12 protein-coding genes are annotated in these 14,542 nt (G+C 55.2%); all 12 read left to right on the top strand.

Features of this window, described 5'->3' with window-relative positions; all coding sequences use genetic code 11:
- The first annotated feature begins 133 nt into the window (after positions 1 to 133).
- The gene (locus FHS09_RS13375) at positions 134 to 925 is read left to right on the top strand and encodes an ABC transporter permease (RefSeq protein WP_183460719.1); all 792 of its coding nucleotides are present in this window, start codon (positions 134 to 136) and stop codon (positions 923 to 925) included.
- Positions 922 to 1,632 (top strand): ABC transporter ATP-binding protein, encoded by a 711-nt coding sequence (locus FHS09_RS13370; RefSeq protein ID WP_183460717.1) that lies wholly within the window; start codon positions 922 to 924, stop codon positions 1,630 to 1,632. Before FHS09_RS13375 ends, FHS09_RS13370 begins: the two co-directional genes overlap by 4 nt.
- A gap of 9 nt (positions 1,633 to 1,641) precedes the next feature.
- Entirely contained in the window at positions 1,642 to 2,874 is a 1,233-nt protein-coding gene (locus FHS09_RS13365) for a KpsE/RkpR family capsule polysaccharide export protein (RefSeq protein ID WP_183460715.1), read from the top strand.
- Between the two features lie 256 nt (positions 2,875 to 3,130).
- Positions 3,131 to 4,750: a polysaccharide biosynthesis/export family protein gene (locus FHS09_RS13360; RefSeq protein ID WP_183460713.1), complete on the top strand. Its 1,620-nt coding sequence runs from the start codon at positions 3,131 to 3,133 to the stop codon at positions 4,748 to 4,750.
- Positions 4,751 to 4,918: 168 nt separating this feature from the next.
- Entirely contained in the window at positions 4,919 to 5,854 is a 936-nt protein-coding gene (rfbA, locus tag FHS09_RS13355; protein ID WP_183460711.1) for a glucose-1-phosphate thymidylyltransferase RfbA, read from the top strand.
- A gap of 138 nt (positions 5,855 to 5,992) precedes the next feature.
- Positions 5,993 to 6,541, top strand: a complete 549-nt coding sequence (gene rfbC, locus FHS09_RS13350; RefSeq protein WP_183460709.1) for a dTDP-4-dehydrorhamnose 3,5-epimerase — start codon at positions 5,993 to 5,995, stop codon at positions 6,539 to 6,541.
- Positions 6,542 to 6,774: 233 nt separating this feature from the next.
- On the top strand, positions 6,775 to 7,647 hold the full coding sequence (rfbD, locus tag FHS09_RS13345) for a dTDP-4-dehydrorhamnose reductase (RefSeq protein ID WP_183460707.1): 873 nt from the start codon (positions 6,775 to 6,777) through the stop codon (positions 7,645 to 7,647).
- Between the two features lie 273 nt (positions 7,648 to 7,920).
- Positions 7,921 to 9,033, top strand: a complete 1,113-nt coding sequence (rfbB, locus tag FHS09_RS13340) for a dTDP-glucose 4,6-dehydratase (RefSeq protein WP_183460705.1) — start codon at positions 7,921 to 7,923, stop codon at positions 9,031 to 9,033.
- A gap of 13 nt (positions 9,034 to 9,046) precedes the next feature.
- Positions 9,047 to 10,915: a glycosyltransferase gene (locus tag FHS09_RS13335; RefSeq protein WP_183460703.1), complete on the top strand. Its 1,869-nt coding sequence runs from the start codon at positions 9,047 to 9,049 to the stop codon at positions 10,913 to 10,915.
- Positions 10,916 to 10,925: 10 nt separating this feature from the next.
- Positions 10,926 to 12,191 carry a glycosyltransferase family 4 protein gene (locus tag FHS09_RS13330; protein ID WP_183460701.1) on the top strand — a complete coding sequence of 422 codons (1,266 nt, stop codon included), beginning with the start codon at positions 10,926 to 10,928 and terminating at the stop codon, positions 12,189 to 12,191.
- Positions 12,181 to 13,278 carry an alginate O-acetyltransferase AlgX-related protein gene (locus tag FHS09_RS13325; RefSeq protein ID WP_183460699.1) on the top strand — a complete coding sequence of 366 codons (1,098 nt, stop codon included), beginning with the start codon at positions 12,181 to 12,183 and terminating at the stop codon, positions 13,276 to 13,278. The genes FHS09_RS13330 and FHS09_RS13325 overlap by 11 nt, the downstream gene beginning before the upstream one ends.
- Entirely contained in the window at positions 13,278 to 14,480 is a 1,203-nt protein-coding gene (locus FHS09_RS13320) for a polysaccharide pyruvyl transferase family protein (protein ID WP_183460697.1), read from the top strand. The genes FHS09_RS13325 and FHS09_RS13320 overlap by 1 nt, the downstream gene beginning before the upstream one ends.
- The last annotated feature ends 62 nt before the right edge of the window (positions 14,481 to 14,542 follow it).

Genomic DNA, 14,542 nt, shown 5'->3' with positions numbered 1-14,542 from the left:
GTAATGAAATGGCGGGTGCTCCACATGTGGAGTTTGATTAGAATCACAAGATGATGATTTGTTAGGCAGGCATTTTGCAGCATTCCGCTGTGCAACACAGAAAATTTTTTATACAAAAAATCACTCTCCCTACATGAACCCAACGATTCAACGCAACCCCTGGCAGATCCAGCGCGATGTCATCCACTCGCTGTTGGTTCGCGAAATGAAAACCCGCTTCGGCAAGTGGCGGCTGGGCTATGCCTGGGTTTTGCTTGAGCCGGCCATGCACATCATGCTGCTGGCCGCGATCTTCAGCTTTATGGGGCGGGAGTTCTACCCCGGCATCCCCACCACGCTATTCATGCTCGCAGGCATCGCCCCTTTCCTGTTTTTCTCCCACAGTTTTACCAAGTCCCTGGCGGCAGTGGAATCCAACCGCGGCCTGTTCAACTACCGTCAGCTGCGCCCATTCGATGCGGTGGTGACGCGGGTGCTGCTGGAATTTGCCATCTACCTGTTCAGTATGGTGGCGTTGCTGGGGATACTGGCCTGGTTCGGCGTATCGACCACCTTTAACAACTTCCTGCTGCTGGTGGCGGTAAACGTGCTCTACCTGTGTTTCTGCCTCGGCCTGAGCCTGGCCCTGTGCGTGGCCGGGGAGAAGTACCCGGAGGCGGCCAAGTTCGGCCCTATGATCCAGCGGCCGCTGTACTTTATGTCCGGGGTCTTCTTCTCCCTGGAACAGATCCCCGAGGAGTATCACCCCTATCTATCCTGGAACCCGCTGCTGCACATGGTGGAGCTGACCCGCGAGGGGCTGTTCGCCAGCTACCACGGTCTGTTTGCCAACCTGGGTTATTTCGCCTTCTGCTCCCTGGGCATGCTCGGCTTCGGCCTGCTGGTCTACCGCAGCCAGTGGCGCGACCTGGTGCGCAGCCAATGATCGAGCTGAGGAATCTCACCAAGTCGTTTCGTACGCCACGGGGCCGCAAGGTGCTGTTCAAGGATGTAAATGCGATTTTTCCGGAGGGGAAGAACATCGGCATCCTCGGCCGCAACGGCGCCGGCAAGTCGACGCTGCTGCGTATTATGGGCGGCATCGACTACCCGGATTACGGGAGGGTGATCACCGACCAGCGTATCTCCTGGCCCATGGGCCTTGCCGGTGGTTTCCAGGGCAGCATGACCGGGCGCGAGAACGCCGCTTTCGTGTGCGGCCTGCACGGGATCTGGGGAGCGAGCCGCCGCAAGGTGTTGGACAAGGTACAGGATTTCGCCGAAATCGGTGATTACTTCGACGCGCCGGTAAAAACTTACTCCTCCGGTATGCGCTCGCGCCTTGCTTTCGGCCTGAGTATTGCAGTGGATTTTGATTGTTACCTGGTGGACGAGGTGATGTCGGTGGGGGACGCGCATTTCAAGCACAAGTGTGAGCAGGTTATCGCCGAAAAGCGCAAGACGGCCAACTTCATCATCGTCGCTCATGCAATGCCGCAACTGAAAAAGAACTGCGATATCGGAATTTACCTGGGGCCGGATGGCCTGCAGGTTTTCGATACCGTCGATGAGGCCATTGCCCTCTACCAGCAAGGGTTGCCGAAGCCCCAGGCACAAGAAAATAACCGAGCCGCGCAAGCGCTCAATGTATAAGACGTTGTCATGGAAAGTAATGATGCGCTCGCAGTAGAGCGAAAGGCGGATTCCACCGCGTTGAAAAAGGCCTCCAGGGCGGTCAGGGGAGTTATGGCCCGCCTGGCCGCCAACGAGCCCCAGGCAGAGCAGGGGGCATTGCGCACAGGGCTCGGTCGCTGGAGTGGCCTCGCGCTGTGCGTAGCCCTCCCGCTGCTGTTGGTAAGTGCCTACTATCTGCTGTGGGTATCGGACCGCTATGTCAGCAGCACCCAACTGATCGTCAAAGACAACGGCTCCAGCCAGGGCATGTCTTCCACCCTCGGTTTCCTGGTGCCGGGCATGGGCGCAGATAGCCAGGACGCTTTCCTGGTAGTCAATTACGTCCAGTCCCTGGATATGGCCCTCTACCTGAACGACAAGCTGGACCTGGTCGATTACTACAAGAGCGATCGCTACGATGTGTTCTCGCGTCTCGCGCAAGACGCCTCCCAAGAGGACTACCTGGAGTACTACCGCGAACATATCGCCGTGGGCCACGACGAGCAGACCGGAATTATCACCATAGAAATGCAGGCCTTCGAGCCGGAATTCGCGCGCCAGCTGATCGAAACGGTTACGCAGAAATCCGAGGATTTTGTCAATGCGATCAGCAACCAGCTGGCGGACAAGCAGGTTGCCTTTGTGCGCAGTGAACTGGAACTGGCGCAGAGCAAGCTGCGCACCTCCAAGCAGGAGATCCTCGACTTCCAGAACCGCAATAACGTGGTCAGCCCGGAAGAACTCACCAAAGGGATCAGCAGCATCATCCAGGGGCTGGAGGTCAAGCTGGCGGAGCAGCGCGCCAAGCTCACCGCGGCCAAGACCTACCTGAACCCCGGTTCGTCCCAGATAGTTTCCATGCAGGCGGAAATCGACGCGCTGGGAAGCCAGATCGCAGCGGAAAAGGTACGTCTGGTAGGCGTCTCGAACGATCAGGGCGAACAGCGTCTCAACAGCCTCAGCGCGCACTTTCAAAACCTGGAGCTGGAGCTGCAATTTGCGGTGGACGCCTACCAGGCGTCACTGAAAGCGCTGGAAACTGCACGTATGGAAGCCTCCGGCAGGCTCAAGCACCTGATGGTAGTCAGTCAGCCGTCCCTGGCAGAAGAGGCCGAATACCCGCGCAAACTGTATAACCTGGCCAGTTTGGCAGTGATTTTGCTACTGCTCTATGGTATCGGAAAAATGCTGTTGGCCAGCATCCGCGACCACAGAATTTAAAGCCCCCCTCTCCCGCTTGCGGGAGAGGGGTTGGGGGAGAGGGAGTGTAGGAGCCTGCTTGCAGGCGAACCCTGGGAGTGCCGAGCTCCGGCTCGGCAACGGGCCGCAGGCCCGCAAGATGTAGGAGTGCCCGCTGGCCGCGTTCGCCTGCAAGTAGGCTCCTACAGTCGCGCAGCCCGGATGGGGCGCATCCGGGCCCACCCGGAACAGAAAAAATTGATGGATTGATAAATCGCCAAAAATGATCGCAACAAAATTGAAAACCTACAGGGGATGGTTGGGCCTGTTGACGGCCCTGGTATTTCCAACCGCTCAGGCGCTGGATACCCAGCTGCTGGATAAAACCGAGACCACAGAGATTCCGGAATCCAGGGTGCCGGTATTCGGCCAGTCCCTGTTCCAGGGTGCCTTCAAGGACCAGCCTTTCAGCGGCTTCAACCCGGCTTACCGCATTACCGTAGGCGACCAGATCAATCTGCAACTGTGGGGCGCCTACAGCTTCAGTGCCACCCTGCCGGTAGATCCGCAAGGCAATATCTTTGTACCCGAAGTGGGCCCGGTGCACGTTGCCGGGGTGGAAAACGGCGGGCTCAATGAGTTCGTGTTGCGCCATGTGAAGCGTGTATTCAAAAACAACGTGCGCGCCTATGCCAACCTGGAAGCCAGCCAGCCGGTAAAAGTGTTTGTCACCGGCTACGTCAACAATCCCGGTCTCTACACCGGCTTCTCCTCCGACTCCATCCTCTATTACCTGGATAGTGCCGGCGGCATCGACCGCAAGAGCGGCAGTTTCATCGATGTCCAGGTGCTGCGTGGAGAAAAGCTGCAGGAAAAGGTCAATCTCTACAATTTTCTGGTGAAAGGTACCATGCCCGCACTGCAGCTGCGCAACGGCGACGCCATTGTTGTCGGGCCGCGCCATGGTGCAGTGAGCATCGAGGGCGCTGTGCAACAGCCCGCCCAAATAGAATTTATCGGCCCCTACACCCAGTTGGGTGAAATGCTACTGGTGAGCAAACCGGACCCCCAGGCCAATTTCGCCCGCATTACCCAAGTGATCGATGAGCAGCAGCAAGCGAGCTACCTGCCCTTATCGGAAGCCTTCACGACCCCCCTGTATCCGGGCGCGCGGGTTGAGCTGGTGCGTGATAACGACATCAAAACGATTTCCGTGCGTGTAACGGGCGAACTGGACGGCCCCGCCGCCCACGTGCTGCCCTATGGCGCCACCCTGGACGACTTGCTGACGCTGCTGCAGTACCGGGATAACGCCGACCGCGATGCGATACAGCTGTATCGCCAAAGTGTGGCCGACAGGCAAAAGGCAGCCCTGGACCGCTCCCTGGACGCGCTCGAAATGGAGGCGCTGACACGCCAGCCGATCACCAATCTGGACCAGGTGTCGCAAAAAGACAATGCGGCCATGATCCAGAACTTTATATCCAAGGCGCGCAGGGCGGAGCCCCGCGGCCAGGTGGTGCTGGCAAACAATCCCAAAGCCGGCGCCATGCTGCTGGAGGACGGCGATGAACTGGTGGTGCCATTACGGGCCTCCACCATCTCCGTGGTGGGCGAGGTTATTTTTCCCACTTCACTGGTATTTAACGAACGTAACACGCTGAAAGACTATATCGCGCTGGCCGGCGGCTTTGCCAATAATGCCAACGAAGAAGAACTGGTGGTGCTGCACCTGGACGGCACCATCAGCCGGGTTGATGACAGCGATTTCGGTAGAAAATCCAAGCGAATACTGCGCCCGGGCGATGAAATTATGGTGATGCCAAAAATTCAGGCCAGCGAATTGCAAGTAACCAAGGATGTCACGGAAATCCTCTATCGTATCGCCGTGGGCACAGCCGCAGTCCTGTCATTCTAAAACTCCCCACTCCCGCTTGCGGGAGAGGGGTTGGGGATGCAAGAACGATGGCGCAGGGCCTGAATCCCATGGGGATGGATTCAAACCATAAGCACAAACTGTGGTCACAAGCAGTCCCGAACTACTATTGAGTGACAAAGAAAAAATTTTTTTTAGGGGGGATCAAGGATGTATAAGAGTATTTCGTCACGAAAAGGGATCATTCTGGCAGGCGGTTCCGGTACACGCCTGTACCCGCTGACCAAAGGCATCAGCAAACAGTTGATGGCGGTGTATGACAAACCCATGATCTACTACCCGCTGACCACCCTGATGCTGGCGGGCATCCGTGACATACTGATCATCACCACACCCGAGGAGCAATGCCTCTACCAGAAGCTGCTGGGCGATGGCTGCCAGTGGGGTATCAATCTCAGCTATGCGGTGCAGCCGTCGCCCGATGGCCTGGCCCAGGCCTTTATTATCGGCCGCGACCATGTAGGCAATAATAACAGTGCCCTGATACTGGGCGACAACATCTATTACGCCCAGCACTTCAGCCAGATATTGCAGCAATCAGACGCGCGCGAAGAGGGCGCCACCGTCTTCGGCTACCGTGTCGCCGACCCGCGCGCCTACGGCGTGGTGGAGTTCGACAAAGAGGGCAAGGCGGTAAGCCTGGAAGAAAAGCCGGCACAACCGAAATCCAACTACGCCGTCACGGGCCTCTATTTCTACGACAACCAGGTCTGCGACCTGGCCCGGGAAATTGAGCCCAGCCCCCGCGGCGAGCTGGAAATCACCGATATCAACAAGATCTACCTGGAGCACGGCCAGCTCAATGTGGAATTGATGGGTCGCGGCAGCGCTTGGCTGGACACAGGTACCCACGACAACCTGCTGGAAGCCGCCCACTTCGTGCAGACCATCGAGCGCCGCCAGGGCCAGAAAATCGCCTGCCCGGAAGAGGTGGCCTACCGCAAGGGCTTTATCACCGCGGAACAACTGGAAGTCCAGGCCCACCCGCTGATGAAAAGCGGCTACGGCGAATACCTGCTGCAGCTGCTGGTAGAAAGCGGAGAAACCTCGCCCTTCAACCAGCAACGCTTCGTCTCCAGCTTCTAACCTAACCCAAACCCTCTTCTCCTGATTTTGCGGGAGAGGGGCCGACAGGGCACGGGCCACAAGCCTGCCGTAAGAGTCTGCTTGCAGGCGAACACCCCGGGAACGCCGAGCTCCAGCTCGGCAAATTGATGTACCAATATGAACATAATTGAAACAAAAATCCCCAACGTAAAAATCATCGAACCCAAAGTCTTCGGTGACGAGCGCGGATTTTTCTTCGAATCCTTCCGCCAGGATGTATTCAATACACAGTGTGCGGAGCGGGTATTCGTGCAGGACAACCACAGCAAATCCGCCCAGGGCATCCTGCGCGGCCTGCACTACCAGACACAAAACACCCAGGGCAAGCTTGTACGGGTAACAAAGGGCGAAGTCTTCGACGTAGCGGTGGACATGCGCAAAAGCTCCCCCACCTTCGGCAAGTGGGTGGGTGTCACCCTCTCCGCGGAAAACAAACGTCAACTCTGGGTCCCCGAAGGCTTCGCCCATGGCTTCTACGTCACCAGTGAAGAAGCGGAGTTCGTATACAAATGCACCGATTACTACGCCCCGGAACACGAACATTCCATATGCTGGAATGACCCGAACCTCGCTATCGAATGGCCCCTGGTAAACGGAGACGCGCCCAAACTCTCCGCCAAAGACGCGGAAGGAAAATTCCTGAAGGACGCAGTGACCTTCCCGTAAGGTGCGCCGCGTGTACCAGAATGTAGAAGCCCGCGAGCAGGCAACCCCCGGGACCGCGGAGCTCCAGCTCCGCAAAAGCGGCAAAGCCGCCCCGCCGGGAACGCCGAGCCCCAACTCGGCAACGGGCCGCAGGTCCGCGGATTTGTAGGAGCGGCCGCTGGCCGCGATAGATAGTGCCAACAACCACAGAACGCACATCTAAAATGAACAACCAGAATTGCTACGAAAAACCAATGAAAATACTACTCACAGGAAAAAACGGCCAACTAGGCCAGGAACTGCAGCAGCGCATCCCAGAAGGCATCCAGTTGGTCGCCCTCGGCCGCGATGAACTGGACATCACAAACTGCCCCCAGGCCCTGGAAGCCGTCGCCGAACACAAGCCAACGGTCGTCATCAACGCGGCCGCCTACACAGCAGTCGACAAAGCCGAGTCGGAAAAAGAGCAGGCCTACGCCGCCAACGCCACCGGTGCAGAAAACCTCGCGCTCGCCTGCCGGGAATTCGGCGCGCGCCTTATCCATATCTCCACCGACTTCGTCTTCGACGGCCGGCAATCCACCCCCTACCGGCCGCAGGACACAGTGCGCCCACTGGGCGTATACGGAGAAAGCAAGGCCGCCGGCGAAGCCGCCGTACAGGACTTGCTGCCTCAGGCGGTAATCCTGCGCACCGCCTGGGTCTACAGCGCCCATGGAGCAAATTTCAGCAACACCATGCTGCGCCTGATGAGCGAACGCGACCATCTGGGAGTAGTCGCCGACCAGATCGGCACACCCACCAGCACCCATACGCTGACGCAAGCCATCTACAAACTGGTAGGAAAACCGGAAGCCGCCGGCACCTACCACTGCACCGACGCCGGCGCCGCCAGCTGGTACGACTTCGCCGTAGCCATTTATGAGGAAGCAAAACAACTGGACCTGCTCCCCGCAGAAAAGCAGGTGCAAATAAAGCCGATAACCACCGCGGACTACCCAACCCCCGCGGCCAGACCGGCCTACAGCGTCCTGGACAAAAGCCGCTTGATAAGCGAAGTGGGAGTAGAACCAAAACACTGGCGCCAAGCACTGCGCGAAGTACTCAAGGAAAAGTCAACCGCCTAGGCCACCCCGGGACCGCGGAGCTCCAGCTCCGCAGAAAAACGCCCCTCTCCCGCTTGCGGGAGAGGGGGCGGGGAGAGGGCAAACCGTAGAGCCTACTTTCAGGCGAACAAAAGCCACCGGACCCAAAAGCCCGGCGGTAGTCGGAACAGAATATTGTAGGAGCGGCCCATGGCCGCGACCAAAACCAAAACAAATCCTCACGGCCAAAAGGCAGGCCTGTGAACCCAAAAAATTGAGTCACTTAACAAAACCGAAAGGCACCACAACAGGAAAATGAGCAATCTACTGGTAACCGGCGGCGCCGGCTTCATAGGCGCAAACTTCGTCCACTACTGGATGAAAACCTACCCGCAAGACAAGGTAGTCGTGCTGGACGCCCTCACCTACGCCGGCAACAAGTCCAACCTCGACCCGGTTGCTAACAAGCAAAACTTCGTTTTCCACCACGGCAATATCTGCGACACCCCCCTGGTAGAAACCCTACTCAAGGAACACCGCATCCACACCCTGGTGCACTTCGCCGCCGAGAGCCATGTGGACAGATCCATCACCGGCCCGGACGCCTTCATCGAAACCAATATCATCGGCACCCACAGCCTCCTCAAGGCCGCCAAAAAAATCTGGCTGGACGAAGGTCTGAATCGAGAAAACCACCGCTTCCACCACGTCTCCACCGATGAAGTCTACGGCACCCTGGGCCCGAACGATCCCGCCTTTAGCGAGAGAACGCCCTACGCCCCCAACAGCCCCTACTCCGCCAGCAAGGCAGCTTCAGACCATCTGGTGCGCGCCTACCACCACACCTACGGCCTGAATGTCACCACCAGCAACTGCTCCAACAACTACGGGCCCTATCACTTCCCGGAGAAACTGATTCCACTGGTGATCACCAACATCCTGCAGGACAAGCCGCTGCCCATCTACGGCGACGGCCAGCAGATCCGCGACTGGCTCTATGTGGAGGACCACGCGCGGGGGATCGACCTGGTGATGAAGAAAGGCCGCCTGGGCGAGTGCTACAACATCGGCGGTATCAACGAGTGGGCGAATATCGACATCGTCAAACTGATCTGCGAGCTGATGAACCAAGCCTTCGCTGAAGACCCATCACTAGCAGAGAAGTATCCGCAAGCGAAAAAGGCGAAGCAGGGGGGGGCGCAAGAGCTGATCACTTTCGTTACCGATCGCGCTGGGCACGACCGGCGCTATGCCATTGATCCCACCAAATCGAACCAGGAATTGGGATATATCCCCGTGGAGAGCTTTGAGAGCGGAATCCGCAAAACATTGCAGTGGTACCTAAACAATAACTCCTGGTGGTCTGCTGTCATGGATGGCAGTTACCAGCAGTGGATCAGCAGCCAGTATGCGGACGCCGTAGGGTAGAGAGGGAACGGATATGGGAAGCAAAATACGTTTTTTTTCCAGGGAAGAAAAGCACAGTAAAGAAACGGGGCCGAAACAGGCAGTGAAGGCCTGGGTGGATGTGTGCGGCATCATTGGTGGCAAGCACTTGCTCATCCAAGGGTGGGCCTTCCACCCCGGTTATGAGGATGTGCACTTCAATGTCGCTTATGCAGCTGGGGACGAGGCGGTAGGAGGCGGAAAGACCGGGAAGTTGCCCGTGGACCTACTGCGCACCACCCGTCAGGACGTAAACCGGCACTTTTCCCATGAAGACGGTGGGTGCTGGGGCTTCAGCTTGCTCGTCGATTGGCCCTATGAGCAGTCCCCGGAAGAGAATGCCCTGCAGCTGACCGCCGAGATAGAGCGCACCCAGCTGCTGCTGGCTTTGAAGCCATTCGTAGAGCTGGCAGGCGCGGATATATTTGGCCACAGTGCTAGCTGGCGCAGCGATGAACGGGCCCAGCTGATCGCCCAGCTGTATCGCAGCATGGGAAATGGCGTCTATGAAATTCCCGGCCTGAAGCGCTTGGAAGAGGGCCAGCTCAGAGGGTTGCTCAATTGGCACTGGGAGGAAGCCCTGTCAATTCCCGGGTCCGGCGTATTTCTTTCCGGCTGGCTACTGGACGGCCAGCAGGAACTCGCGAGCATGGTATTGCGCACGGCGGACAGCGGCTACAGCAAGAACCTGCTGGAACACTCGGTGCGCTACAGGCGCACCGACGTGCTGGAGGCATTTCCCGGCAAAGCGTCCTCGGATTACCAGGCCGGGCTCTACGCCTGGATACCCATGCCGCATCTGGCGGAGCGGGCCGGACTGGAGCTGGTAATGCTGACCAGGGAGGGCGCCCTGGGGATACTGCCGGTGCCACAAAACAATGTGCGCGACGACATCACCCTGGCCAGCCAGAAGATGCTGGTGAATTTCCACATAAGCGACCGCCAATATCGCGAGATAATGCGGGACCACGTAGGCGCAGCCCTTTCCACCCTATGGAAGTACCGCCGCGCACTGCTGTCGGAGCCGGAAGGGGAGGTATTGCAGTTTGGGCCGGCGGTCGAGAACCCAAAGCGCAGCGTCATTGTGCCGCTCTACGGTCGCTACGATTTTCTGCTGCACCAGGTAGCCCAGTTTATCGGCGACAAGGACTTCGCGGAGACCGAGCTGATCTACGTGCTGGATGATCCCCGCCTGTACGACGAGTTTATTCCCTTCTGTCGCGACACCAGCAAGCTGTTCCCGATCTCCTTCAAAATCGTCTACGGCGGCTACAACCTGGGATACGCCGGAGCCAACAATCTGGGCGCCCGCAATGCCAGTAGCAAAAAACTGGTGCTGCTCAACTCGGATATCATCCCCAGCGAACCCGGCTGGCTGTCGCGCATCGAGGAGAAGATGGCCGGCCTGGAAAATGTCGGCGTAGCCGCCCCAAAACTGGTGTTTGATGACGGTACTGTGCAGCACCTGGGTATGGCCTTCGAGCGAAACCCGCAGTTCGGCAACCTGTGGCTGAACGAACACCCGGGCAAGGGCACGCCGGAGTGGCTGCTGGAGGTTCCAGCGGTCAGCGAGCACCCGGCGGTTACCGGTGCCTGTATGTTTATCGACAAGGCCTTGTACGATTCCGTCGGCGGGCTGGATGAAACCTATGTATTCGGGGATTTCGAGGATTCCGATCTGTGTCTGAAACTGCGTCGGGCCGGCTACCGGCACTACGTGCTGGGCGACGAGAAACTCTACCACCTGGAGCGCCAGTCGCAGAACCTGTTCGTAAACCAGGACTGGAAATTCAAAATCACCCTGTACAACGCCTGGCAGCACACGCAGCGTTGGGGACGCCTGATCGAGCAACTGGTGGCGTAAGGAAGTAGCAATGACCGAACAAAGAATACTGATCGTTTCCCACGGCCACCCGGATCACAGCAAGGGCGGTGCCGAAGTGGCCGCTTACAACCTGTTCAAAGAATACCAGCGCCAGGGGCTGGACACCGTGTTCCTGGCGCGCACCGACCAGCCGTCCCACGGCGGCTCCGCATTCTCCACCATCAATTCGGACAGGGAGATACTGTTCCACACTCATATGTCCGATTTCTTCCTGTTCCAGTCCGGCTACAAGAGGCATGTGTGGCAGGATTTCCACGGCCTGCTGCAGCGCTACCGACCCACTGTGGTGCACTTTCACCACTATATCCATATGGGCCTGGAGCTAATCCGCGAGGTCAAAAACACCCTGCCGAACGCGCGCATAGTACTGACGCTGCACGAATACTTGGCCATCTGCGCCAACAACGGCCAGATGGTCAAGCCCGGCAAGCAGATGAAGCTCTGCTACAAGTCCTCGCCCAGCGACTGTGCGCGCTGCTTTCCGGACCGCTCGACGGCGGACTTTTTCCTGCGCGAGAAATATATCAAGTCGATTTTTAAGCTGGTGGACGTCTTCGTCTCGCCCAGCCATTTCCTGATCGAGCGTTACAAGGTCTGGGGTATCCCGAAAGAGAAGATGGTAATGATCGAGAACGGCCAGCCGGAAGTGGAGGCTCCACCGCCGCGTCCGTTGGCGGAAGGGGAGGCCCGCGGCCGCTTTGCCTTCTTTGGGCAGATCAACCCCTACAAGGGCGTAGATGTGCTGCTGGAGGCCTTCAAGCTGCTGCCGGAAGACGTTCAAGAGCAGGTGCACCTGGATATTCACGGCGCCAATTTGGATATTCAGACGAAGGAGTTCCAGGAGAAAATCCACGGACTACTGGAGGATCTCGGCGATTTGGTCACGCTGCACGGTTCTTACGAATCCCATGAAATCGGCCGGCTGATGGAGCAGGCCGACTGGGTGATCATCCCCTCCGTGTGGTGGGAGAATTCGCCGATGGTGATTCAGGAGGCGTTTAACCACAGGCGTCCGTTGATTGGCCCCGATATTGGTGGGATGAACGAAAAAATAAATGACGGTGTGGATGGACTACTGTTTAGGTCGCGAAGCTCTATGTCTCTTTCTTGCAAAATAGCGGAGGCAATATCAAGTAGAGATTATTGGAGCAAGATTATTTCTGGAATCAATAAAGTTGTTACTTCGCAAGAATGTGCCTCCAGCCATTTAGACTGTGTAGTCGATGACAGCAAAGGGTTTTCTAGTGAAAAATAGAGGGTTTATCGAAAGATTTAATGCCAAAGGAGTTGGCGGCTGGATAAAAACCCCAGAAGGAGGGCCAAGTAAGGTTCTCGTTAGAATTAATGGGGATAATTATGAGTGTGTCGCAAGTATTGTTCGTGCGGATCTAGAAGGGTTTGGGCGTGGATTCTCTATGTCTCTTCCGGGAAAATATCTTGGCGAAGCATACTTGACGATAGAGGTTTTTGATGAGAGTGGATTAAGCTTGTTTAATTCGCCTGTTAAGGCAGTAATTTCTGAGGAAGAAAAAAATAAAGTGTTGTTCGGAAATTTCGGATGGTTATTTCTTAAAAATGACTCTAATAGAAGCTTGGATTATTTAACTGGAAAAATTAAGTCTCCGGAGAATCTCTGCGATCTGTGGGAGCGATTATGTGTTTCTCGAAAAGAAAAGGCAGATAAGCTTGGTGCCGACTTAGTGACGCTCGTTGCGCCAGAGAAAGAGGTTTGTTGTCAGTGTTATTTACCTGAAGGTTATGTTATTTCCGATAGTCGGCCTTTAAGACTTCTGACTAACCATTTTTATGATAAGAGAGAAATAAAATTTTGTGTTCCAGACTTTTCAGGGATTGAGGAAGGCGATCTATACTTTAAAGGAGATACACACTGGACATTTTACGCTGCTTACTTGGCTTTTCTAGAGGTTCTTAAAGTGTCGAGCCTCTCGGAGGTTGTGAGTGTTAGTGGGTATGAGGAGTTTAAGCATAAGAATTCCTACCAGGCAAGTGATCTTCTCGTTAAAACTGATGCGGTTAATATTGAAAAAATAAAACATGTTTCTATAAGTGGTCAGAGGTATATTGAGGTATACAATAATAAAAAGGTAAATACTGGAAGGCGGCAAGAATATCTAAATACTTCTCCATCCAATTTCAGGGTTATGGTATGGCATTCATCCTCTATGGATTGGATGAAGCCATTTGTCATAGATGCGTTCAAAAATTCATGTTTTGTATGGGGGCAGCGGATTGATTGGGATGAGGTGGCACGGTATTCTCCAGACCTTTTGATTGTACAAACTAGAGAAAGGTTTATAGTTGACGTTCCTTCTGATTTTTGATGTCCCTTGGCTATGTTTTTTTAGGTTATGGAGAGGTTAGTTTTGTGAAAGTAGGCTTGATAACTAACTTGCAGAACAATAATGAGTTTGTTTCTGAGTATCTGTGGAAATCTGATGCGTCGGCAGTGATGAAAGCTACGGGAGGAAATACTGGAAATGTGGCCTTCGTTCACTCCGTGAAAAATATTTTAATGGATGACTTTGAAGTCCTTTCTTGGGGACATGATCCTGTATTTGTGAACAAAAATTTTGATCTTATCTGTGTGTGCTGCGCTAATCAGGTTGGATCTCATGTCGACTTGAAAAATTGGGGCGATGCCTTGTCGCAGTTTGATCTTCCGGTTGTTTTAATTGGGCTGGGTGCCCAGTCTGATCGAATAGGCGTGATGCCTGAAGTTCCAGAGGGAACAAGGGAGTTTTTGGAAATAGTTAGCCATTTAAAGAGTGACGCGGGGGCTAGTAATATTATCACTCGTGGTGAGTTCTCATCGTGGGTTCTGAAGGAGCTGGGCTATGATACTTCTCCTTTAGGGTGTCCTTCATTGCTCACATCCCCGAGGAGCGATCTTGGGCAAGAATGCTACAAAAGGAAGGATGAAGTCCGATTCCCACGAGTCATGGTTCCCTCAGGTAATCCGTGGCATCCTTCATCAAAAATTGAAGGTTTACTCGTAGAGTTAGTTGAGAAGTTTAATGGGGAGTATGTTCTTCAGCATCCCGATTTGCTTTTTAAGTTGGTTTTGGAAGGGTGGGGAGTTCTAGATGAAAGGCAGAGTGATCGGCTGAAGAGTGTTTACAATTGTTTCGGAAGTTTGGGCGAGTTGGAGGGTTGGTTGAGGGCGTATTCTGTATTTTTTGCTGATGCCCAGAATTGGTTGAATTATTCTAGGAAGTTCTCTGTCGCTGTGGGTCCTAGGTATCACGGTGTTGCGTTGCCGGTTCAGATGGGGGTTCCCGGTAGGGTTGTTACAATTGACTCTAGAACTGAAGAGTTGGCAAAAACAACTGGGATTCCTTGTTCGCACTTTTCCGATGTGGAAGGCCTCTCTGCTGAAGAATTGTATGAGGCGGCCTTTTGGTCAAGAAGTGAAGCGGATAATTTTGACGCTGTTAGGTGCTCCAGTAGTTCGGGTTATATAAATTTTTTTAAGTCAAATGGCCTTTCTGTCAAGCCTTATCTGGCTGATCTGGCGCGTGGGTAATATCTTTTTGGGAAGGGACGTTTTTTCTTTTAATGAAGTTGAAGGTGTGATTTTGTGTGATT

The sequence above is a fragment of the Microbulbifer rhizosphaerae genome (assembly GCF_014191725.1).
Taxonomy (GTDB): Bacteria; Pseudomonadota; Gammaproteobacteria; order Pseudomonadales; family Cellvibrionaceae; genus Microbulbifer; species Microbulbifer rhizosphaerae.
The sequence above is the reverse complement of the archived record's forward strand: the minus strand, read 5'-3'. Positions and strand labels throughout refer to the sequence as shown.

Excerpts from the sequence above, each read along its gene's own strand:
- FHS09_RS13375 (WP_183460719.1), top strand. The coding sequence starts at position 134 with ATGAACCCAACGATTCAACGCAACCCCTGGCAGATCCAGCGCGATGTC.
- FHS09_RS13370 (WP_183460717.1), top strand. The coding sequence starts at position 922 with ATGATCGAGCTGAGGAATCTCACCAAGTCGTTTCGTACGCCACGGGGC.
- FHS09_RS13365 (WP_183460715.1), top strand. The coding sequence starts at position 1,642 with ATGGAAAGTAATGATGCGCTCGCAGTAGAGCGAAAGGCGGATTCCACC.
- rfbA (WP_183460711.1), top strand. The coding sequence starts at position 4,919 with ATGTATAAGAGTATTTCGTCACGAAAAGGGATCATTCTGGCAGGCGGT.
- rfbC (WP_183460709.1), top strand. The coding sequence starts at position 5,993 with ATGAACATAATTGAAACAAAAATCCCCAACGTAAAAATCATCGAACCC.
- rfbD (WP_183460707.1), top strand. The coding sequence starts at position 6,775 with ATGAAAATACTACTCACAGGAAAAAACGGCCAACTAGGCCAGGAACTG.
- rfbB (WP_183460705.1), top strand. The coding sequence starts at position 7,921 with ATGAGCAATCTACTGGTAACCGGCGGCGCCGGCTTCATAGGCGCAAAC.
- FHS09_RS13335 (WP_183460703.1), top strand. The coding sequence starts at position 9,047 with ATGGGAAGCAAAATACGTTTTTTTTCCAGGGAAGAAAAGCACAGTAAA.
- FHS09_RS13330 (WP_183460701.1), top strand. The coding sequence starts at position 10,926 with ATGACCGAACAAAGAATACTGATCGTTTCCCACGGCCACCCGGATCAC.
- FHS09_RS13320 (WP_183460697.1), top strand. The coding sequence starts at position 13,278 with ATGTCCCTTGGCTATGTTTTTTTAGGTTATGGAGAGGTTAGTTTTGTG.